Here is a 21461-nt window from a genome sequence, read left to right as displayed (position 1 = left end):
CCAGACCCGAATCCCCGGAAACGACACCATGCGCCCGCAGCCGCTCGCCGCTTGTCTCGCTCTGGCCGTCCTCCTGCCCCTTGGGGCCGCCGCACAGCCCGCTTCTGCTCCTGCCACACCCGCTCCGGCCCCGGCTCCTGCCGCCGCGCCGGCGCCTGCCGCGCCCACCGGCAACTTCGACAATGGCCGCGTGCTGGCCTACACCTGCCAGGGGTGCCACGGCATCACTGGCTACAAGAACGCCTACCCCAGCTACCGGGTGCCGAAGATCGGCGGCCAGACCCAGCAGTACCTGGCCCAGGCCCTGACCGAGTACCGCCAGGGCAAGCGCCGGCATCCAACGATGCAGGCGCAGTCGATGAGCTTCAGCGAACAGGAGATCGCCGATCTCTCTGTTTACCTGTCCACCGTCAAGTAAGGCCCGCCCATGTCGAAAGCCGCGCATCCGATGCGTCATGCCATCGCCCTGTCCGTTGCCCTGCTGCTGGCCGCCTGTTCGCAGTCGCAGGTGGAAAACAGCGAGAAATCCGCCTCCGACCCGGGCCATGCCAGCGGCGAACACGGTTCTTCTTCTTCGGCCGGCCTGCCTGCAGGCCGCGAGGCCGCCGGTGAAGCCCGCGCCAAGGTGAAGGGCAAGGCCACCAACCAGAGCTGCATCGACTGCCACGGGGCCGACGGCAATGCGCCGATCGATCCGACCTACCCCAAGCTGGGCGGGCAGTACGGCGACTACCTGGCACATGCGCTGCAGGCCTACCGCGCCGGCGACCGCCAGCACATGCTGATGACGCCGCAGGCGAAGGACCTGAGCGATCAGGACATCGCCGATCTGGCCGCGTATTTCGGCAGCCGGCCGAGCCAGCTGCGGGATCTGCACGGGGTTAAATAGGTCCAGGGCACCGTCGTGCCCTCGCACCTGTAGAGCCGAGCCTGCGCTCGGCTGCTTTGCGGCCAGATCCCGTTGAGCCGAGCGTAGGCTCGGCTCTACAACCATCCGCACGTGTGGCGCCCTCGCCTGTGTAGAGCCGAGCCCATGCTCGGCTGCTTTGTGACCAGATCGCGATGAGCCGAGCGTAGGCTCGGCTCTACATCAATCGGCGCACTGCTGGCGTCGACCGATACTCAGCCTTCCAGCTCTTCCCAGCGCGCGTACGCGGCATCCAGCTCGGCCTGGACCTTGGCCAGCTGCTGGGTGTGCGCGGTCACTTCGGCACTGCTGCGGGTGTAGAACGACGGGTCGTTCATCGCCGAGGTCAGCCCTTCGACGTCGCCTTCCAGCTTCTCGATGGTCTTCGGCAGCAGTTCCAGTTCGCGCGCTTCCTTGTAGGCCAGCTTGCGCTTGGGCGCTGCGGGAGCAGCAGCCGTGGCGGCCGGTGCAGCTGCCATCGGCTTGGCTGCCGGGGCCGCGGCAGGTGCAGCGATGCTGGCCGCGTAGCGCTGCCAGTCGCTGTAGCCACCGACGTACTCACCGATCACGCCGTCGCCTTCCATCACCAGCGTGGAGGTCACCACGTTGTCGATGAAATCACGGTCGTGGCTGACCAGCAGCAGGGTGCCGGTGTACTCGCCCAGCAGCTCTTCCAGCAGCTCCAGGGTTTCTACGTCGAGGTCGTTGGTCGGTTCGTCCATCACCAGCAGGTTGGACGGCTGCGCGAACAGCTTGGCCAGCAGCAGGCGGTTGCGCTCGCCACCGGACAGGCGGGTGATCGGCGCACGCGCGCGTTCCGGGGTGAACATGAAGTCCTGCAGGTAGGCATGCACGTGCTTGCGCTTGCCGTTGAACTCGAGGAAATCACGGCCTTCGGCCACGTTCTCGATCGCGCTCCAGTCTTCGCGCAGCACCGCGCGGTACTGGTCGAAATAGGCGATCTGCAGGTTGGTACCGGCGTTGACCTCGCCCTTGGCCGGCTGCAGTTCGCCCAGCAGCAGCTTCAGCAGCGTGGTCTTGCCGCTGCCGTTGGGACCGATCAGGCCGATGCGGTCGCCACGCAGGATGGTGGTGGTGAAGTCGCGGACCATGGTGCGCTCGCCGAAGGCGAACGAAATGTCCTTGACGTCGATGACCTTCTTGCCGGAGCTGACGCCCTGTGCGGCTTCCATCTTGACGTTGCCGCTGAGATCACGGCGCTGCGAACGCTCGGTGCGCATCGCCTTCAGGCGGCGTACGCGGCCTTCGTCGCGGGTACGGCGCGCCTTGATGCCCTGGCGGATCCAGACTTCTTCCTGCGCCAGCAGCTTGTCGAAGCGCGCGTTTTCCTGCGCCTGCGCGTTGAGGCGTTCCTCGCGGCGGCGCTCGTAGTTGGCCCAGTCGCCCGGCCAGCTGGTGACCTGGCCGCGGTCGATCTCGACGATGCGGGTGGCCAGTGCACGCAGGAAGCGACGGTCATGGGTGACGAACACCACGCTGCCGCTCCAGCCCTTCAGGAACGCTTCCAGCCAATCGATGGCTTCGATGTCCAGGTGGTTGGTCGGTTCGTCCAGCAGCAACACATCCGGGCTGGACACCAGCGCACGCGCCAGCAGCACGCGGCGCTTCATGCCGCCGGACAGGCGGCCGAACTCGGCCTCGCCGTCCAGGTCGAGCTTGGTCAGGGTTTCACTGACGCGCTGGTCCAGGCCCCAGCCGTTGGCGGCGTCGATCTTGGCCTGCACGTTGCCGAGGGCTTCGCCGTCGAAGACCTCGGCATGGCTGAGGTGGTGGAATTCGGCCAGCCACTGGCCCAGTTCGCCGAGGCCGTCGGCCACGACGTCGAACACCGAGCCGGCGGCGCCGTGTGGCACTTCCTGCTCCAGGCGGGTGACACGCACGCCCTGCTGCACGCGGACTTCGCCGTCATCGGGCTTGTGGTCGCCGGACAGCAGCTTGAGCAGGGTGGATTTGCCGGCGCCGTTGCGGCCGATCAGGGCGATGCGTTCGCCCGGCTCGATCGACAGTTCGGCCTTTTCCAGCAACAACGGGCCGCCGACGCTGAAGTCGACGTTCTGCAGAGTAATCAGAGGCATCCGGATATTGTACGGGTTGGGGGCGTCGGCCGGGTTGCACCCGGCACCCGCGGAGGCAACGGCCGCAGCAACAGCCAAAGCGGCTTACGGTGGCAGGCGGGTCGGTGTGGGGCTGCAGGACACGCCGTGAACCCATCCATGGGGGCTCGATGGCGCCATCCATGGCGCCAACGGTCCTGCAGCCCCACACCGCCCCACCACTGACAGTTTCTCGCGATCTGTCGGAACTACATTCTGCTCTGGTGGGTGTCGACCTTGGTCGGCACGGTAGATCCACGCCCTGCGTGGATGAGCGCTGCAAGGCCTGTCGATCTGTCGGGGTCGGATCCCGTTGCTTCGCAACGGGCTCTGACCCCTTCGTGGAATTCGCGCAGTGTAAGACCGATCCCTGCTACTGCACTTCCCCCAGCAACGCCTGCAACCCGGGCAACCATTGCTTGCCCGGGTGGCGCACCAGCCACAGGGTGCGCTGCAGGGCAGGCAGCGGGGTCTGCAGCACGCGCAGGCGGCCGAGGGCCAAGGGTTCTTCCAGGGCATGACGGGAGAGGCAGGCCAGACCAAGACCGGCGATGGCGGCCTGCTTGATCGCTTCGGTATTGCCCAGCTGCAGGGTCTGGGCGAAACCGCGCAGATGCGGCAGCAGTGCCTGTTCCACCGCCTCGCGGGTGCCCGAGCCGGGCTCGCGCAGCAGCCAGCGCGCGCGACGCAGTTCGTCCAGCGTCCAGCGCGCAGGAGCATCGGCGGCGCCGACGATCACCAGCGGATCCTGCTGCCAGGCCGTGACCTGCAGGCCGCGCTCGTGGCAGGGGCCTTCGATCAGGCCAGCGTCCACATCCAGGCGCTGCACGGCGGCGACCACACCGGCACTGTTGTCGATGCGCAGGTCGACTTCGGCCTGCGGCGCCTGCCGCAGCAGTTCGGCGATGCGCGGTGGCAGCAGGTAGTTGCCGATGGTGGTGCTGGCGGCCAGCACCAGCCGCAGCGGTGCACCCTGCGAAGGGTCGCCGCCGGCAGCCAGCTGCCGCTCCAGGTCGGCGGCGTTGACCAGCAACGTGCGCGCCGGCTCCAGCAGCGCGCGGCCGTGGCCGTTCAGGGCCAGGCGGCGGCCGATGCGGTCGAACAGCGGGGTGCCGAAGTGTGCCTCCAGCTCCTGCAGGGCGGCACTGCTGGCCGACTGCGACAGGGCGATGGCCTGGCCGGCAGCGGTGGTGCTGCCATGGTCGGCGATGGCGACGAAGACCTGCAGCTGGCGCAAGGTCAGGCGCATGGCATTTACCCGCTTGATAGGTAGGTTTCACCCATATTATTCGTTTTACAGGTCAGAGACAGAGGCGCACGCTTGCCCCATCACTCCAGCCCAGCCCTGCCATGAACGCCCCTGCTCTCTCCCCCTGGTCCCTGCCCGCCCTGCGCCAGCGCTGGCAGCCGCGCCTGCCCGGCCTACTGCTGGTGGGCCTGATCGCGGCGGCGTCGCTGTATCTGGCCGAGCTTCCCTGGCTGCAGGCGCATGGCCTGAGCGCACTGACCGTGGCCATCGTCGCCGGCATCGTGGTCGGCAACACCTTCTATCCGCGGCTGGCGCCGAGCAGCGCGGCCGGCGTGGGCTTCTCCAAGCACTGGCTGCTGCGCGCCGGCATCGTGCTGTACGGCTTGCGCCTGACCTTCCAGGACATCGGCCACGTCGGCGTCAGCGGCGTGCTGATGGACGTGCTGGTGGTCGCCAGCACCTTCGGCCTGGCCTGCTGGCTGGGCGTGCGCGTGTTCAGGATGGAACGCGAGGCGGCGATGCTGATCGGTGCCGGCAGCGCGATCTGCGGCGCGGCAGCAGTGATGGCCGCCGAACCGGTGGTGCGCGGCCGCGCGGCACAGGTCACGGTCGCCGTCTCTACAGTGGTGGTGTTCGGCACGCTGGCGATGTTCCTGTACCCCGCGCTGTATGCACTGATGCAGTCGCATGGCTGGCTGGCGATGGACGCACGACAGTACGGTCTGTTCACCGGTGCGACGGTGCACGAAGTGGCACAGGTGGTGGCGGCAGGCCGCGCGGTGAACGAAGCCGCCGCCGATACCGCGGTGATCACCAAGATGGTGCGGGTGATGCTGCTGGCGCCGTTCCTGGTCGCACTGTCGCTGTGGCTGGCGCGTGGCGGCAAGGCCAGCGCCGATGGCAGCAAGGCGCGCATCGTGGTGCCGTGGTTCGCCTTCGGTTTCGTGGCGGTGGCCGGTTTCAACTCGCTGCACCTGCTGCCGGCTGGCCTGCAGGCGGGGCTGGTGCAGCTGGATACCGTGCTGCTGGCGATGGCGATGGCCGCGCTGGGCCTGACCACCCACGTCTCGGCGCTGCGCCAGGCGGGCCTGAAGCCGCTGCTGCTGGCGTTGATCCTGTTCGCGTGGCTGCTGTTCGGCGGCCTGGCGATTCATCAGGGCGTGTTGGCGGTGCTGGGCTGAGCAAGGGCGTGCCGATCAAGGTCGGCACCCATCAGTAGATCCACGCCATGCGTGGATGGCGGCTCCAATTGGGGGTCAGAGCCCTTTCCTGCGGAAAGGGATCCGACCCCACCCAATTAGGCGGGAGCTGCCGCGCAGACAGGTACAATGCGCCATGACTGACTTCTCGACCCTGCCGCTGAGCCCGGCCCTGCAGCCCGGCCTGGATGCCCTCGGCTACACCACCCTCACCCCCGTGCAGGCGCAGAGCCTGCCGGCCATCCTCGATGGCCGCGATGTGATCGCACAGGCGCCGACCGGCAGCGGCAAGACCGCCGCCTTCGGCCTGGGCCTGCTGCAGTCCATCGACCCCAGCCTGATCCGCGTGCAGGCGCTGGTGCTGTGCCCGACCCGCGAACTGGCCGACCAGGTCGGCAAGCAGATCCGAAAGCTGGCCACCGGCATCCCCAACCTGAAGCTGTTGCTGCTGGTCGGTGGTGTGCCGCTGGGACCGCAGCTGGCATCGCTGGAAGGCCACGACCCGCACGTGGTGGTCGGCACGCCCGGCCGCGTGCAGGAGCTGGCACGCAAGCGCGCGCTGAACCTGGGCGCGGTGCGCACGCTGGTGCTGGACGAAGCCGACCGCATGCTCGACATGGGCTTCGAGGAGCCGATCCGCGAGATCGCCGGCCGCACCCACAGGGACCGCCAGAGCCTGCTGTTCTCCGCCACCTTCCCCGACAGCATCCGCGCCATGGCGCGTGACCTGCTGCGCGACGCAGTGGAAGTGACCGTGGAAGGCGCCGACCAGGCCCCGGCCATCCGCCACCTGTTCTGCGAGGTGGAGCCGGCGCATCGCCAGAAGGCACTGGCCGGCCTGCTGCTGAAGTACACGCCGGAATCGGCGGTGGTGTTCTGCAACACCCGCAAGGACGTGGACGAGGTTGCGAATTCCCTGCAGCAGTTCGGCTTCTCCGCCCTCGCCCTGCATGGCGACATGGAACAGCGCGACCGCGAGGAAGTGCTGTTGCTGCTGGCCAACCGCAGCTGCAACGTGCTGGTGGCCAGCGACGTCGCCGCACGCGGCCTGGACGTGGAAGAACTGGCGGCGGTGATCAACTACGAACTGCCGACCGACGTGGAGAGCTACCAGCACCGCGTCGGCCGTACCGGCCGTGCCGGTGCCAGTGGCCTTGCGATCAGCCTGGTGGCCGGTCGCGAGAAGACCCGTGCCGAAGCCATCGAAGCGCAGATGGGGCAGCCGCTGGACTGGCAGAAGACGCCGCTGGCGACCTCGCGCCCGGCCGAGCTGCCGCAGGCGGCGATGCGCACCCTGCGCATCGACGGCGGCAAGACCGACAAGCTGCGCCCGGGCGACATCCTCGGTGCGCTGACCGGTGATGCCGGCCTGTCGAGCAAGTTCATCGGCAAGATTGCGATCTTCCCGACCCGCTCCTACGTGGCGATCGCGCGTGAGCAGGCCAACAAGGCCGTGGCCAAGCTGGAAGCCGGCAAGATCAAGGGCCGTCGCTTCCGCGTGCGGATGATGTGATTGAAGCAGCGTTGCCAACCAGGGTTGGCAACGATCTGACCTGGCAGTGGCCAACCTTGGTTGGCCCGTCCATGGCGCCAGTCGCGAAAGGCGATGCCAACCAAGGTTGGCAACTACCGGTTCGCAGATGCCCGCCTGATCAGAACACCAGTTCGGTGTGCAGCGGCAGGTCCGCTTCCCAGCGCGCACGGCCGCCAAGGCCGTCCAGCTCGACCAGTACACCGGCACCGACCACGTCAACGCCCAGGCGGCGCACCAGCGACAGCGCCGCAACCAGCGTACCGCCGGTGGCCAGCACGTCATCGATGATCGCCACGCGCGCGCCGGCCGGCAGCGCATCGGCGTGCACTTCGATGCAGTCGCTGCGGTATTCCAGCGTGTATTCCTCGCGCAGCACCTGGCCCGGCAGCTTGCCCGGCTTGCGCACCGGCACGAAGCCCACGCCCAGTTCCAGCGCCATCGCGGCGCCGAGGATGAAGCCACGCGATTCGATGCCCACCACGGCGTCCAGCTTCTGGTCGCGCCAACGGTCGGCCATCGCGGTGATCGCGCCGCGGAAGTCCTCGCCGTGGGCGAGCAGCGGCATGATGTCCTTGAAGAGGATGCCGGGCTTGGGGAAGTCGGCGATGTCGCGCAGGCGGGAGGCCCACTGCGGAGCGACGAGGGCGTCGGTCATGTCACGTTGGCTATCTGATGGCGGCATAGGGTACCTGTTCCGGGCGCCGCCTGCCTGTTGGGGGTGTTCGGCCGGGCTGCGCCCGGCACCTGCAGAGGCTTCAAGCCAAGGCAACGGCAACAGCGGGTTTCCTGTGGGATGGCGGGGTGGGTCCGGTAGCAGGAGACGCCGTGAACCCGTCCATGGGGGCTTGGCCGCGGCATCCATGCCGCGGACACTCCCGCCACCGGACCCATCCCGCCTTCGACAGATTTCTGCGATCTGTCGGAATGGCTCTTGGGGTCAGATTGATTTCGATATCTGAGAGAGATTCATCCACGCATGGCGTGGATCTACCGTGTCGACCAAGGTCGACACCTACCCACAGCAGCGGGAATCTGTCGGAGGTGGGGCGGTGTGGGGCTGCAGGACCGTTGGCGCCATGGATGGCGCCAACGAGCCCCCAAGGACGGGTTTACGGCGTGTCCTGCAGTCCCACACCGCCCCGCCAGACCATCAGCAATCCAGAGCCGCTTTGGCTTTGGCCTTTGCTTGCGCGGTGGCCTCTGCGGGTGCWGGGCGCAGCCCTGCCGAAACCCACCCTCAGGAACTGCAGGACAGCATCGAGCAGCCGGCGCGGTTGTCGGCCCAGGCCGGGCGCTTGCCCGCAAAGTGTTCGAGCCCGGCACGCTCGGTGTATGGATCGCGCAGTACGTCCTGCAACACATGAACACCGCCGAGGTCGCCCTGCTCCGCGCGGTCGATGGCCTCCTGTGCCAGCCAGTTGCGCAGCACGTACAGTGGATTGGCCGCGGCCATCTTCGCGGTGCGCTCGCTGGCCGACAGCGGATCAGCCTGCAACCGCGCCGCGTAATCCTGCAGCCACTGCTGCAACGCTGCCTGCACCGATTGCTGGCGCGCCTGGTCGTAGTACACCGCGTCCAGCACGCCCACATCGGGCGCCGCTGGATCAACGCGCATCAGCGCGCGCCAAGCCAGGGTCATGTCCATGGCACCGTCCTGCATCAACTGCTGCCAGCGCAGGTAGAGCTGCAGGTCGTCATCGTCGGCGGCGGCCAGGCCGAGTTTGGCTGCGGCATCGCGACGGGTGCAGGCAACGAACGTGGACTGGTATGCGGCCAATCCTGCCTGCAACGGTTCAACATCGGCAAACAACGGCGACAACGCCTGCGCCAGCCGGCTCAGGTTCCAGTACGCCACCTGCGGCTGGGTACCAAAGCGGTAACGTCGGCCTTGGGCATCGGTGGTGTTCGGCGTCCAGTCCGGATCGAAGTCCTCAACCCAGCCATAGGGGCCGTAGTCCAACGTCAGTCCGAGCACGGACAGGTTGTCGGTGTTCATCACGCCATGCACGAAGCCGACGCGCATCCAGTGCGCGATCATCTCGGCGGTGCGCACGGCGATCTGCGCGAACCAGTCGCCATACAGCGCCTCGCCCTGCCCTTCGAGCTCCGGAAAGTCGCGGGCGATGCAGGCGTCGACCAACTGCTGCAGCAACGCGGTTTCGCCACGCGAGGCCGGCAGTTCGAAGGAACCAAAGCGCAGGAACGACGGCGATACCCGGCATACGATGGCACCCGGCTCCGCGCGCGGGTGGCCGTCGTAGAACATGTCACGCACCACGTCGTCGCCGGTGCCGACCAGCGACAACGCGCGGGTAGTTGGCACACCCAGGTGGTACATGGCCTCGCTGCACAGGAATTCGCGGATGGACGAGCGCAGCACCGCGCGGCCATCGGCGCCGCGCGAATACGGTGTCGGTCCGGCACCCTTCAGCTGCAGCTCCCAGTGACGCCCATCGGGTGCGACCAGTTCGCCCAGCGAGATCGCGCGGCCGTCGCCGAGCTGGCCCGCCCAGTGGCCGAACTGATGGCCACCATAGTTGGCCGCCCACGGCTGCATGCCGGCGTACAGCGCATTGCCGCCGAACACACGCGCGAAGCCTTCGCTTTCGACCTCAGTGGTATCGAAGCCGAGCATCGCGGCGACGTCCGGCGCCCAGGCCAGCAGCGTGGGGGCGGCCACCGGCGTCGGCATCACCGGCGACCAGGCCGCGCCCAGCACTTCGCGGCGGCGCGGGCCGGATTCAGGGTCGCCCGGCAGGGCATTCAGCAGGCGATTGTCGAAACGGGGGCTGTCGGTATCCATGGGGTTGAAGATGGGGGCGACCGCCGCCCGCCTCAATTGCCGCTGAGCGCCTGCAGATGCCCGCCGTGAGCTTCGGCGCGCTGGTAGGCCGGGCGCTCGCTGATCCGCTTGAGGAAGCCACGCAGCGCCGGCTTGTCGTCGAGGCCGCCACCCCGTGCGGCCGCAGCCTGGATCGGGAAGCTCATCTGGATGTCGGCTGCGCTGAAGCGTTCGCCGGCAAACCACGGGCTTTCAGCCAGGCGACGCTCCATCCAGTCCAGGTGCAGGCGCCGCTGTGGACCGATGAAGCCGCGCTCGGCCTTGTCGGCGATGCTGCGCGCGATCGGGCGCGCGAAGAACGGCATCGGCGCGTTGCGGATGCGGCCCATCACCAGGGTCAGCAGCAGCGGCGGCATCGCCGAGCCTTCGGCGTAGTGCAGCCAATAGCGATAGGCGATGCGCTCGGCGCCATCGGCCGGCATCGGTGACGGCGACAGCTGGCGTTGGGTGTCATAGCGGTCCGCGAGGTAGTCGAGGATGGCACCGGACTCGGCCAGCACCAGTTCGCCATCCTGCAGCACCGGCGACTTGCCGAGTGGATGCACGTTGCGAAGCTCCGGCGGTGCCAGCAGCGTCTTTGGATCGCGCGGATAGCGGCGCAGCTCGTAGTCCAGCCCCAGCTCCTCCAGCATCCACAGCACGCGCAGCGAACGGGAGTTTTCCAGGTGATGGACGATGCGCATGGGGACGATCCTTGGGGGAAGCCCACATCCTACCGTGATGGCTGCATGCCCCATGGCTCGACGCTACAAAAGGACGGGCAACAAAAAACGCCGGAAGCTTTCGCTTCCGGCGTTCTGGCTACCAAACGGTAGCAGACGGATTAGACCGCCTGCACCTGGTCAGCCTGCATACCCTTCTGACCCTGGACGGCGATGAAGGTAACCTTCTGGCCTTCCTGCAGGGTCTTGAAGCCGGTGCCCTGGATGGCACGGAAGTGCACAAACAGGTCCGGGCCGCTTTCCGGGGTGATGAAGCCGAAGCCCTTGGCGTCGTTGAACCACTTGACGGTGCCGGTCTGACGATCAGACATTTGACTAACTCCTGAAACACATGTTGAAAAAATCGCAGCCACCGGGTATCGGGGCCGAGACTGAGTTGCAGGCGTTGGTAAAGCGGATCGATGAGCGGATCGTGAGATCAACTGCACCAGGCCACGATTCACGGTGACTCTAGCAAACACAGTGGGACGAACGATACGCGTGTTTTCTGCAAAAAGCGATAGCCCGGACGTTCATGGGCAGGCCCCGCCCGCTAGACGTGACAAGGGCTGGCAGCCGATCGAGGCTAACCCCGAGTCCCCATTCAGGATTTTCCTACCCTACACTGGGTAAATGACTGAAGCTGAAACCCAAGCTGAACCCGCCCTCCCCCGCATCTGGGTAGACGCGGATGCCTGTCCCACCGTCATTCGCGACATCCTGTTCCGGGCCGCTGAACGGGTCGGGATCGAGCTGACCCTGGTCGCCAACCAGTGGATCCGCACCCCGCCCTCACGCTGGCTGCGCTCGATCCAGGTTCCCCAGGGCCTGGACGTGGCCGACAGTGCCATCGTCGAACGGGTTGCCGCCGGCGACCTGGTGGTCACCCAGGACATCCCGCTGGCCGCACTGGTGCTGGAGAAGAAGGCGGTGGCGCTGAACCCACGCGGCCAGCTATACACCCCGAACAACATGGCCGAGCGGCTGTCGATGCGCAATTTCATGGAGGAGCTGCGCGGCGCCGGGGTGCAGACCGGGGGACCGCCCCCGCTGGGGCCGCGCGACCGGCAGCTGTTCGCCGCCGAGCTGGACCGCTGGCTGGCGCGGCGCCCGGTTCGCTGAACGGCCCTACCCGCCCTGGCCGGGCAGGCACAGGCGACGCTGGCTGCTGAACCGCCTGCGCTCCCCACTCAATGGATCGTCGAAGGCCAGCCCCCGCGCCAGCAGCTGCAGGGGCGACTCGACCGTTTCATCCGGGCGCGGCCTCAGCTGCGGATACAGGTCATCGCCCTCGATGGGGGCGCCCAGCATCGCCATATGCACGCGCAGCTGGTGCTTGCGGCCGGTTTCCGGCGTCAGCCGGTAGCGCCAGACCGGCCCCTCGGCCTCGATCAGCTCGATGCGGCTGTGCGCATTGGGCTCGCCCGGCACTTCGGCCATGCGGAAGAACGGCTCCCCCGGCGCCAGCCGGCTGTGCCGCTGCAGCGGGAACTCCAGCCCGGGCAGCGCCGGTGCCAGCGCCTCATAGGTCTTCTCGATGCGGCGCTCGCGGAACAGCCGCTGGTAGGCATCGCGGGAGGCCGGCTGTGTCGAGAACAGCACCAGCCCGGCCGTCAGCCGGTCCAGCCGATGCAACGGAACCAGATCGGCGTTGCCGGTGCGTGCGACCAAGCGCGCCAGCAGGGTCTGGCGCACATAACCACCGGCCGGCGTCACCGGCAGGAAGTGCGGCTTGTCGGCCACCAGCAGGTGCGCATCCAGATGCAGGATGGTCTCGGCGAAGGGAATCACCGGTTCGTCGGCCACCTCGCGGAAGTACTGGATCTCCAGCCCCACCTGCCAGGGCATGTCCGGCGCCAGCGCCCTGCCCTTTACGTCCTGCACGCGGCCACGCGCGAAACGGTCCTGCCACTGTGCACGGTCGATGCGCGGGAAACGTGCGCACAGGCCTTCGAGCAGGTTGGGCCAGTGGCCGGGCGGCAGCTGCAGCCGGCTGGGCAGGGTCATCGGGTCCATTCCTGTGGCGGGAAAGCGTGCAAGCGTGCCACGTTGACGGCCCGCAGACAGCCCGGCAACGGACACCCCTGGAGCAAACCTCTATCATTGTCGTCTTTAGTCCACGGATCCCCCATGGCTCTTACCGCCACCATCCGCAAGGCCGAACTGCAGATCAGCGACATGGATCGCGGCTACTACGCGACCCACAACCTGACCCTGGCCCAGCACCCGTCCGAGACCGACGAACGATTGATGGTGCGCCTGCTCGCCTTCGCCCTCAACGCGGGTGACCGCCTGGAGTTCGGCCGCGGCCTGAGCACCGACGATGAGCCGGACCTGTGGGAACACGACTACACCGGCGACATCCTGCAGTGGATCGACCTGGGCCATCCCGACGAATCGCGCATCCGCAAGGCCTGCAACCGCAGCCGCCAGGTGCAGGTGATCAACTACGGCGGCAACGCCTCGGAAATCTGGTGGGGCAAGCAGGGCAAGGGCCTGGCGCGCTTCGACAACCTGTCGGTGGTCGATCTTGATGGTGCCTTCGTAGAGCTGTGGGGCCAGCAGATCCAGCGCGCGATGCGCTGGAGCGTGCTGATCCAGGACGGTGAAGTGCAGCTGCTCAACGATCAGATGCAGCTCGACGTGATCCCGGACTGGCGCAAGCGCGCCAAGGCATGAGCACGATCCGCTGCGACGTGGTGGTCATCGGCGCCGGCGCGGCCGGGCTGATGACCGCGATCACGGCTGGCCAGCGCGGTCGCCTGGTGCAGGTGATCGATCATGCCAACAAGGTCGGCAAGAAGATCCTGATGTCCGGTGGTGGCCGCTGCAACTTCACCAACACCGGCACCACCCCGGCCAACTTCCTGTCGGCCAACCCGCACTTCTGCAAATCGGCGCTGGCGCGCTACACGCCCTGGCACTTCATCGAGCTGGTCAGCAAGCACGGCATCGCCTATCACGAGAAGGAACTGGGCCAGCTGTTCTGCGACATCTCGTCCAAGCAGATCGTGAAGATGCTGGTGGACGAATGCCAGGCGGCAGGCGTGCAGGTGCGTACCGACTGCAGCGTGCAGCGCATCGAGCATGGCAGCGACGGTTTCCGCGTGCACACCACGCAGGGACTGTTCCATTGCGCCTCGCTGGTAGTGGCCACCGGCGGCCTGTCCATTCCCAGCATGGGCGCCACCGGCTTCGGCTATGAAGTGGCCCGACAGTTCGGCCACCAGGTGCTGCCGACCCGCGCAGGCCTGGTGCCGCTGACCCTCAGCGGCAAGCACCAGGAACGGCTAGCCGATCTCAGCGGCGTCGCCCTGCCGATCGAGGCACGTTGCAACGGCAAGAGCTTCCAGAACTTCATGCTGCTGACCCATCGCGGCGTGAGCGGCCCGGCGATCCTGCAGATCTCCTCGTTCTGGCAACCCGGCGATGCGCTGGAGCTGGACCTGCTGCCCGGCCAGGATGCCGGCGAGTGGCTGCGCCAGATGAAGCGCGAGCGTCCGGCCGCCGAGCTGCGCACGGTACTGGGCGAGGTGCTGCCCAAGCGACTGGCGCAGCGCCTGTGCGAACACTGGCTGCCCGACCGGCCCGTGCGCCAGCTGGACGAGCCGGTGCTGCGCCAGGCCGCGCAGCTGCTGGGCGCGTTCCCGCTGGTGGCCAGCGGCACCGAGGGCTATCGCACCGCCGAAGTCACCCTGGGCGGCGTGGATACCGCTGAGGTGTCGTCCTCGACGATGGAATCCAAGCGCGTGCCCGGCCTGCATTTCGTTGGCGAGGTGCTGGATGTGACAGGCTGGCTGGGCGGCTACAACTTCCAATGGGCCTGGGCCAGCGGCCACGCGGCCGGTGGCGTGGTGTGAACCAGATCGCCGTTCGATGCGCGCAAGGGGTGCGCGCATGGACGGTTCGCCGCGCATCGTGTATCTAGATTCGCAGATTGGGGAGCAGTGCATGCAGAACGCGAACGACATCACCATCCGCCTGCTGATCGTCGATGACAGCGGCGAAAACGCCGAAGCCATTGTCAGCACCCTGCGCAACAGCGGCATCGCGGTGCGACCGTGGCGCCCGCAGGATGCGGCCGAGCTGTCCCAGGTGCTGGCCAGCCAGGCCATCGATCTGGTGCTGGCCTCGCCCTCGCAGGGCATCCCGCTGCCGCTGGTGGCCCAGCACATTGCCGCCAGCGGCAAGGACATCCCGCTGGTGCTGCTGGCCGAACGCATCGACGAGGACGAGCTGGTGCAGGCCAGCAGCCACGGCATCCGTGCCCTCGCCCTGCGCCAGCGCTCCGAACACCTGTTGGCCGTGGTCCGCGATCAGTGGGTGGACCTGCAGGCACGTCGTGGCCTGCGCCGCATCGAGGCGCAGATGCGCGAGACCGAGCGCCGCTGCGATGCGCTGATCGCCTCCTCGCGCGACCCCATCGCCTACGTGCATGAAGGCATGCACATCCGCGCCAACGATGCCTATCTGGAAATGTTTGGTTACGAACAGTTCGACGACATCGAAGGCATCTCGCTGCTGGACATGGTCGCCGCCCAGCACGTGGAGGGCTTCAAGCAGCTGCTGAAGGGCCTCAGCCGTGGCGAAGCGCCGCCGCCGCAGTACCAGCTCGACGCGCGCCACGAGGACGGCAGTGCGTTCCCAGCGACGATGGAATTCACCGCCGCCACCTACGAGGGCGAATCCTGCCTGCAGGTGGTGCTCCGCCGCCGCATGGAGTTCGATCCCGAGCTGGCGCGCGAGGTCGAGGACCTGCGCCAGCGCGACCAGGTCACCGGCCTGCTCAATCGCCCGACCTTCATGCTGCAGCTGGAGAGCGCGGTGGCCCAGGCCGGGCGCAGCGAAGGCCAGTTCGGCCTGCTGCTGATCGAGCCGGACCACTACGCACGCCTGCTGCCGGACATCGGCCTGGCCTCGGCCGACACACTGATCGGCGCCCTCGCCGGCCTGCTGGCTGAGGTGGTTGGCGAGGACGCGCAGCTGGCCCGCTTCGGCGAACACAATTTCGCCGTACTGCAGGCCGGGCCCTACGCACAGACCGTGGCGCTGGCCGAGCGCATCCGCGAAGCCTACGCCGCGCACGTCTTCAGCATCGGCGCGCGTTCGGCCACGGTAACGGTCAGCATCGGTGGCGTGCAGGTGGGCGAGAAGATCGCCAGCATCGGCCAGGTACTGGCACGCGCCAGCGAGTGCACGCAGGCCGCCGCCGAACTGGGCAATACCTGCCGCATCTTCGACCCGGCCGCGGCCGACCGCGTGGAGGAAGAACGCGTGCTGCGCTGGGTCACCCGCATCCGTGAAGCGCTGGCCGGTGATGGCTTCCAGCTGCATTACCAGCCGGTGCTGAACCTGCAGGGCGAGCCACTGGAGCTGTACGAGGCCTACCTGCGCCTGGAGCACAACGGCGAACTACTGAGCCCGACCGCGTTCCTGGGCATCGCCGAGGAGTACGGCCTGCTGGCGGAGATCAACCGCTGGGTGGTTTCACAGGCCATCGCCGTACTGGGCCAGCGCGCCCGCCAGGGCCATGCCACGCAGATGCTGGTAAAGGTGACGCCGGAATCGTTCGACGACCCGCAGATGATCGCCACACTGCGCCGCGAACTGCAGGCACAGGGCGTGCCCGGCGAACGACTGTGGCTGCATGCGCCGGAAGCGAAGGTGTTCACCCACCTGCGCAGTGCGCAGCAGTTCCTCGCCGAGGTGGCGCCGCTGGGCTGCCGCATCGGCCTGGAGCAGTTTGGCTCGGGATTGGATTCGTTCCAGCTGCTGGCCCACTTCCAGCCGCAGTTCCTCAAGCTGGACCGTGGTTTCACCAGCGATCTGGCGGCTACCCGCGAGAACATCGACCGCATCAGCCAGATCACCGCGCGCGCGCAGGAAGCCGGCATCCGCACCATCGCCGAGTTTGTCAGCGATGCCAATTCGATGACGCTGCTGTTCAGTGCCGGCGTGGACTACGTGCAGGGCGACTTCGTCGGCCCGGCGCTGCCGGAGATGGGGTTCGAGTTCGGGTGACACGGCGTCGCCGGGCATGGCCCATGCGAAAAGGCCGGCTTTCGCCGGCCTTTTCATTGATCAGGTCATGTCGACCAGGTTATCGATCTTCACGTCCGGATTGACGTCGGCCTCGTAGTCGACACCTTCCACCCCAAAGCCGAACAGGCGCAGGAAGTCGGCCTTGTAGCCGGCCAGGTCACTGATCTCGTACAGGTTCTCGTTGGTCACCTGCGGCCACAGCGCGACCACCTTGCCCTGCACGTCCGCCGCCATTTCCTTGTAATCGGCACGCAGGCGGCCTTCCTCATCGACCAGCGCAACGGTGTGGCCATCGCCATCGACCAGATCGTGGCGCAGGCGATCGATCGCCACGCCGTCGGCCTTGCCGCCGTAGAGGATGTCGTACAGTACGTCGAGCTGTTCGATGCAGCCTTCGTGGGTGCCCTTTTCCTTCATCACCTTGAACAGCAGCGACAGGTACAGCGGCATGGTCGGAATGGCCGAGCTGGCCTGGGTGACTACCGCCTTCAGCACCGACACGCGCGCGTCGCCGCCAATTTTCGCCAGCTTTTCGCGCAGGCCCAGCACCTTGGTGTCCAGGTCCTTCTTGGCGGCGCCGATGGAGCCGTTCCAGTAGATCGCCTGGGTGATCTCTTCGCCCACGTAGGTGAAGGCGGTGGTGGTGCAGCCGTTGGCCAGCACGCCGGCATCGGCCAGCGCATCGATCCACATCTGCCAGTCCTCACCGCCCATCACCGCAACGGTACCGGCGATTTCTTCCGGGGTGGCCGGCTGCAGGTGGGTCTCGGTCAGCACTTCCTTGTCGGTATCCAGGCCACGCAGGGTGATCGGCTCACCGATCGGCTTCAACGTGGAGCTGATGATCTCGCCGGTCTTCGGATGCTTGCGGCGCGGCGCGGCCAGGCTGTAGACGACCTGGTCGACCTGGCCCAGATCGGCCTTGATCATCTCGATGGTCCTGGCCTTCACTTCATCGGAGAAGGCATCGCCGTTGATGCTCTTGGCGTACAGGCCGGCTTCGTCTGCGTACTTGTGGAACGCGGCCGAGTTGTACCAGCCGGCCGTGCCCGGCTTGGATTCGGTGCCCGGGCGCTCGAAGAAGATGCCGAGGGTGGCGGCACCGCTGCCGAAGGCGGCGGTGATGCGTGCAGCCAGGCCGTAGCCGGTGGAGGCACCAATGACCAGCACGCGCTTGGGGCCGTTCTGGATCGGCGGGCGCGCGCGGATGTAGTCGATCTGCTGCTTGACCGCGGCTTCGCAGCCGGTCGGGTGGGTGGTGACGCAGATGAAGCCGCGGACGCGCGGTTTGATGACCATGGATACCTCGGGTTGGCAGATGCGGCGCACGGGGCGCTCAGCAGGAACATGGGCGCGCGCCTGCGCGCGCGAACCGCAGGATCGTAGTGCGCGGGGGCCGAATGCACAACCGACGCTGGCGTAGGGTGGTGTTTCTTTTTGCAGGGCTGCGCCCTGCACCTGCAGAGGCCGGAGCAACGTCAGAAGCTGGGTTCCTGTGAGATGGCGGGGTGGGTCCGGTTGCGGGGGACGCCGTGAATCCGTCCCTGGAGGCTCGGTCGCGCCATCCATGGCGCTCACGCCCCCGCAACCGGACCCACCCCGCCTTCGACAGATTTCCGCGATCTGTCAGGGCAGTTCTTGGGGGTCAGATCCGTTTTCCGAAGGAAAACGGATCTGACCCAATCTTGATTGTTCAATATCTGACAGATGTGTCGACCAAGGTCGACACCTACCAACAGCCGCCGGAATCTGTCAGAGGTGGGGCCATGTGGGTTGGCAGGACCGTTGGCGCCATGGATGGCGCCATCGAGCCCCCAAGGACGGGTTTACGGCGTGTCCTGCCAATCCACATGGCCCCACCATTCCGCGGAATGCCCGCTGTTGCTATTGCTGTTGCCGGCCAGCGGCCGGCACTACCGCGGGTGCAGGGCTGCAAGCCCTGCACACAAAAAACCCCGCTTGCGCGGGGTTCTCTGTGTGCTGCGTGCAGCGGGCGGTTACGGGCGACGGGCCAGGGCCTCGACGTCCTTCGCCTTCGGCAGCAGATCCTGCTTGCTCACGCGCAGGAAGCCGATCGTCAGCATCGGCACCGCCACCAGGATCGAGGACAGCACCACGATCACCGCACCGATCATGTGCGTCTCGGCCAGGCCTTCCATCGAGCTGCCGCCGTACATGTACAGCGCCAGTGCCGACAGGAAGAACATCACCGCGGTGATCACCGTACGCGACAGCGTCTGGTTGATCGAACGGTTCAGCACTTCCATCGAGTCCACGCGCAGGCTGCGGAAGTTCTCGCGGACGCGATCGAAGACCACGATGATGTCGTTGATCGCAAAGCCCATCACCGACAGCAGGCCGGCCAGCACGGTCAGGTCGAACTCACGGCCCAGCAGGGACACGTAAGCCACCGTCACGATCAGGTCGAACATCGCCACGATGCTGGCGGTAACCGCGAACTTCCATTCGAAGCGCACCGCGATGTAGATCAGGAAGCCGGCCAGCATGAAGATGGTGGCGTACAGGCCATTCATCGCCAGGTCCTTGCCGATCTGCGGACCCACAAACTCGTTGCGCAGCACGGTAGCCTGGTTGTCGGCCGAAGACAGCGCCTTCACCACTGCGGCAGCAGTGGCCTTGTCCTCGGCGGCGGCGTCACCGGTACCCGGCGCATGCTCACCGTGCGGGGCCAGGCGGATCAGCAGGTCGGTGTTGCCACCGACGCTCTGCACCTGGGCGCCTTCGAAGCCATTCTGCTCGAGCTTGTTGCGGACCTGCTCGACGTCCACCGCTTTGTCGAAGCGGGCTTCGATCAGGGTGCCGCCGGTGAAGTCCAGCGCGTAGTTGAAGCCCTTGATGCCGATGATGGCGATCGAGGCCAGGAACACCACGATGGTGACTGCCATGGCGACATGGCGCCAACGCATGAAGTCGATCTTGGTGTCGTTCGGGAGGATGTGCAGCGGAAACAGTTTCATTGTGCGTGTCGTCCCGTCAGATGGCCACGTTCTGGAGCTTCTTGCGGCGGCCGTAGATCAGCGTCGCCAGCGCACGCGACACAGTGATCGCGGTGAACATGGAGGCGAAAATACCGATGATCATGGTCAGCGCGAAGCCCTTCAGCGGACCGGTACCGAATGCGAACAGCGCCACACCGACGATCAGGCCGGTCAGGTTGGCGTCCAGGATGGTGCCAGAGGCACGCTCGTAACCGGTCACGATCGCGGTCTTGCCCGGCACGCCGGCACGCAGCTCTTCACGGATACGCTCGTTGATCAGCACGTTGGCGTCCACCGACAGGCCCACCGACAACGCCAGGCCGGCAAAGCCCGGCAGGGTCATGGTGGCACCGAACAGCGACATCACCGCCACTACGATCAGCAGGTTGAACAGCATCGCTGCCGAGGTGATCACACCGAACATGCGGTAGTACACGCTGAAGAACACCAGGGTGAACAGGAACGCGAACACCACCGCGCGCATGCCGTTCTTGACGTTCTCGGCGCCCAGGCTCGGGCCGACCACGCGCTCTTCAACGAAGTCCATCGGCGCGGCCAGCGAGCCGGACTTCAGCAGCTTGGCCAGGTCGTCGGCTTCCTTCTTCTGCAGGCCGGTGGTCTGGAAGTTCTTGCCGAACACGCCGTTGATGTTGGCCACCGAGATCACTTCCTCGTTGACCTTGAAGCCACGCACTTCCTGGCCGTCAACAACGGTCACGGTCGGCACGCGTTCGGTGTACACCACCGCCATCGGCTTGTTCACGTTGGCGCTGGTGAAGTCGAACATGCGCTGGCCGCCGACGTTGTTCAGCGTCACGCTGACCGCCGGCGCACCGCTGTTGGAGTCGGTCACCGCCTGCGCGCCGACCATCTGGTCGCCGGTGACGATCACGCGCTTGTTCAGCAGGATCGGACCACCGCCGTCACGGCGCTGGTAGACCTTCGCTTCCGGCGGGATGCGACCGGAGTTGATCGCGTCCTGCGCGTTGCCCTCGACCACCGCACGGTATTCCAGGGTGGCGGTGGCGCCGATCATGCGCTTGGCTTCGGCAGTGTCCTGCACGCCGGGCAGCTGCACGACCACGCGGTCGGCACCCTGGCGCTGGATGATCGGCTCGGCCACGCCGAGCTGGTTCACGCGGTTGCGCAGGGTGTTGATGTTCTGCTCGATGGCGCCATTGGCGATCTGCGCGATCTCGGTCTCCGGCACGGTGACCGTGATGCGGTTGCCGCTGACGTCGTAGCCGAGCGTCGGCTGCGCCTTGACCAGGGCCGTACGGGCACGCTGCGCGGCGTCATCACCGGCGGACGGGCTCAGGTTGGCCACGATGCTGTTGTCCGCGCGGCGCTCCACCGACTGGTACGCAATGCGCGCGTCACGCAGGGTGCTGCGCACGTCTTCGGTATAGGCGTCCAGGCGCTTGTCCAGGGCGGCCTTCTGGTCGACCTGCAGCACGAAGTGCACACCACCCTGCAGGTCCAGGCCCAGCACCATCGGACGACCGCCGAGGTTGGCCAGCCAGTCCGGCACGGTCGAGGCCAGGTTCAGGGCCACGGTGTACTTCTCGCCGACGGTGTCACGCAGGGCGTCGCTGGCGGCGGACTGCGCCTTCAGGTCCGGCAGGCGGACGATCAGGCTTTCCCCTTCCTTCTCGGCACCGAGGGTGTCCACGCCGGCCTTCTTCAGGTCGGCCAGCACACGGTCGCGCAGCGCGTCGTCGACCTGCCCGCCACGGTTGGCGGTGATCTGGACGGCCGGGTCCTTCTGGTAGATGTTGGGCAGCGCGTACAGCGCGCTGAGCGCCAGTACGATCAGGATGACGACGTACTTCCAGCGTGGAAATTCGAGCATTGCTTGGGTCCCGCGCGGCGCC

18 protein-coding genes are annotated in these 21461 nt (G+C 66.9%); 8 read left to right on the top strand and 10 right to left on the bottom strand.

Annotated elements, in window-relative coordinates; translation table 11 throughout:
• The first annotated feature begins 28 nt into the window (after positions 1-28).
• The gene (locus D7T59_RS08380; RefSeq protein WP_180851960.1) at positions 29-418 is read left to right on the top strand and encodes a c-type cytochrome; all 390 of its coding nucleotides are present in this window, start codon (positions 29-31) and stop codon (positions 416-418) included.
• A gap of 9 nt (positions 419-427) precedes the next feature.
• Complete coding sequence (locus D7T59_RS08375) at positions 428-889, top strand: c-type cytochrome (RefSeq protein WP_180851962.1); 462 nt, start codon at positions 428-430, stop codon at positions 887-889.
• A 233-nt stretch (positions 890-1122) separates the two neighbouring features.
• On the opposite strand, the gene D7T59_RS08370 is transcribed toward D7T59_RS08375, so the two are convergent.
• Positions 1123-3003, bottom strand: a complete 1881-nt coding sequence (locus D7T59_RS08370) for an ATP-binding cassette domain-containing protein (protein ID WP_180851964.1) — start codon at positions 3001-3003, stop codon at positions 1123-1125.
• A gap of 391 nt (positions 3004-3394) precedes the next feature.
• Positions 3395-4270 (bottom strand): LysR family transcriptional regulator, encoded by an 876-nt coding sequence (locus tag D7T59_RS08365; RefSeq protein ID WP_180851966.1) that lies wholly within the window; start codon positions 4268-4270, stop codon positions 3395-3397.
• Positions 4271-4371: 101 nt separating this feature from the next.
• Here D7T59_RS08365 and D7T59_RS08360 point away from each other — a divergent pair, with 101 nt between their 5' ends.
• Together D7T59_RS08360 and dbpA are read left to right on the top strand one after the other, a co-directional pair.
• Complete coding sequence (locus tag D7T59_RS08360) at positions 4372-5451, top strand: YeiH family protein (RefSeq protein ID WP_180851968.1); 1080 nt, start codon at positions 4372-4374, stop codon at positions 5449-5451.
• Positions 5452-5605: 154 nt separating this feature from the next.
• Positions 5606-6982 (top strand): ATP-dependent RNA helicase DbpA, encoded by a 1377-nt coding sequence (gene dbpA, locus D7T59_RS08355; protein WP_049448316.1) that lies wholly within the window; start codon positions 5606-5608, stop codon positions 6980-6982.
• A gap of 139 nt (positions 6983-7121) precedes the next feature.
• Here the strand turns inward: dbpA and D7T59_RS08350 are convergent, their stop codons facing one another.
• From D7T59_RS08350 to D7T59_RS08335, 4 genes are all read right to left on the bottom strand, one after another.
• Complete coding sequence (locus D7T59_RS08350; RefSeq protein ID WP_049457836.1) at positions 7122-7658, bottom strand: adenine phosphoribosyltransferase; 537 nt, start codon at positions 7656-7658, stop codon at positions 7122-7124.
• 582 nt (positions 7659-8240) lie between these two features.
• A complete protein-coding gene (locus D7T59_RS08345) occupies positions 8241-9806 on the bottom strand; it encodes a protein adenylyltransferase SelO (protein WP_180851969.1) in 1566 nt (521 codons plus the stop codon).
• A gap of 32 nt (positions 9807-9838) precedes the next feature.
• On the bottom strand, positions 9839-10528 hold the full coding sequence (locus D7T59_RS08340) for a glutathione S-transferase family protein (RefSeq protein ID WP_057500523.1): 690 nt from the start codon (positions 10526-10528) through the stop codon (positions 9839-9841).
• A gap of 140 nt (positions 10529-10668) precedes the next feature.
• Entirely contained in the window at positions 10669-10878 is a 210-nt protein-coding gene (locus tag D7T59_RS08335) for a cold-shock protein (protein ID WP_004153307.1), read from the bottom strand.
• 301 nt (positions 10879-11179) lie between these two features.
• Between D7T59_RS08335 and D7T59_RS08330 the strand changes: the two genes are divergently transcribed.
• Positions 11180-11668, top strand: coding sequence for a YaiI/YqxD family protein (locus D7T59_RS08330; RefSeq protein ID WP_010484520.1), 489 nt, complete (start codon positions 11180-11182; stop codon positions 11666-11668).
• 6 nt (positions 11669-11674) lie between these two features.
• Here D7T59_RS08330 and D7T59_RS08325 read toward each other — a convergent pair whose 3' ends face one another.
• A complete protein-coding gene (locus D7T59_RS08325; protein ID WP_180851970.1) occupies positions 11675-12553 on the bottom strand; it encodes a pseudouridine synthase in 879 nt (292 codons plus the stop codon).
• Between the two features lie 123 nt (positions 12554-12676).
• On the opposite strand from D7T59_RS08325, the gene D7T59_RS08320 reads away from it, so the two are divergent.
• From D7T59_RS08320 to D7T59_RS08310, 3 genes are all read left to right on the top strand, one after another.
• Entirely contained in the window at positions 12677-13225 is a 549-nt protein-coding gene (locus tag D7T59_RS08320; RefSeq protein WP_180851972.1) for a YaeQ family protein, read from the top strand.
• Positions 13222-14406, top strand: coding sequence for a BaiN/RdsA family NAD(P)/FAD-dependent oxidoreductase (locus D7T59_RS08315; protein WP_180851974.1), 1185 nt, complete (start codon positions 13222-13224; stop codon positions 14404-14406). Before D7T59_RS08320 ends, D7T59_RS08315 begins: the two co-directional genes overlap by 4 nt.
• 91 nt (positions 14407-14497) lie before the next feature.
• Positions 14498-16567, top strand: a complete 2070-nt coding sequence (locus tag D7T59_RS08310) for an EAL domain-containing response regulator (RefSeq protein WP_164139173.1) — start codon at positions 14498-14500, stop codon at positions 16565-16567.
• Between the two features lie 60 nt (positions 16568-16627).
• Here the strand turns inward: D7T59_RS08310 and fabV are convergent, their stop codons facing one another.
• From fabV to secD, 3 genes are all read right to left on the bottom strand, one after another.
• Positions 16628-17887, bottom strand: a complete 1260-nt coding sequence (gene fabV, locus D7T59_RS08305) for an enoyl-ACP reductase FabV (RefSeq protein ID WP_164139171.1) — start codon at positions 17885-17887, stop codon at positions 16628-16630.
• Positions 17888-18585: 698 nt separating this feature from the next.
• On the bottom strand, positions 18586-19566 hold the full coding sequence (gene secF, locus D7T59_RS08300; RefSeq protein WP_033834415.1) for a protein translocase subunit SecF: 981 nt from the start codon (positions 19564-19566) through the stop codon (positions 18586-18588).
• A gap of 16 nt (positions 19567-19582) precedes the next feature.
• Positions 19583-21439, bottom strand: a complete 1857-nt coding sequence (secD, locus tag D7T59_RS08295) for a protein translocase subunit SecD (protein WP_180851976.1) — start codon at positions 21437-21439, stop codon at positions 19583-19585.
• Positions 21440-21461: the final 22 nt, after the last annotated feature.

This window comes from Stenotrophomonas maltophilia (assembly GCF_013464915.1).
In the GTDB taxonomy this organism is placed as follows: Bacteria; Pseudomonadota; Gammaproteobacteria; order Xanthomonadales; family Xanthomonadaceae; genus Stenotrophomonas; species Stenotrophomonas maltophilia_AT.
The sequence above is the reverse complement of the archived record's forward strand: the minus strand, read 5'-3'. Positions and strand labels throughout refer to the sequence as shown.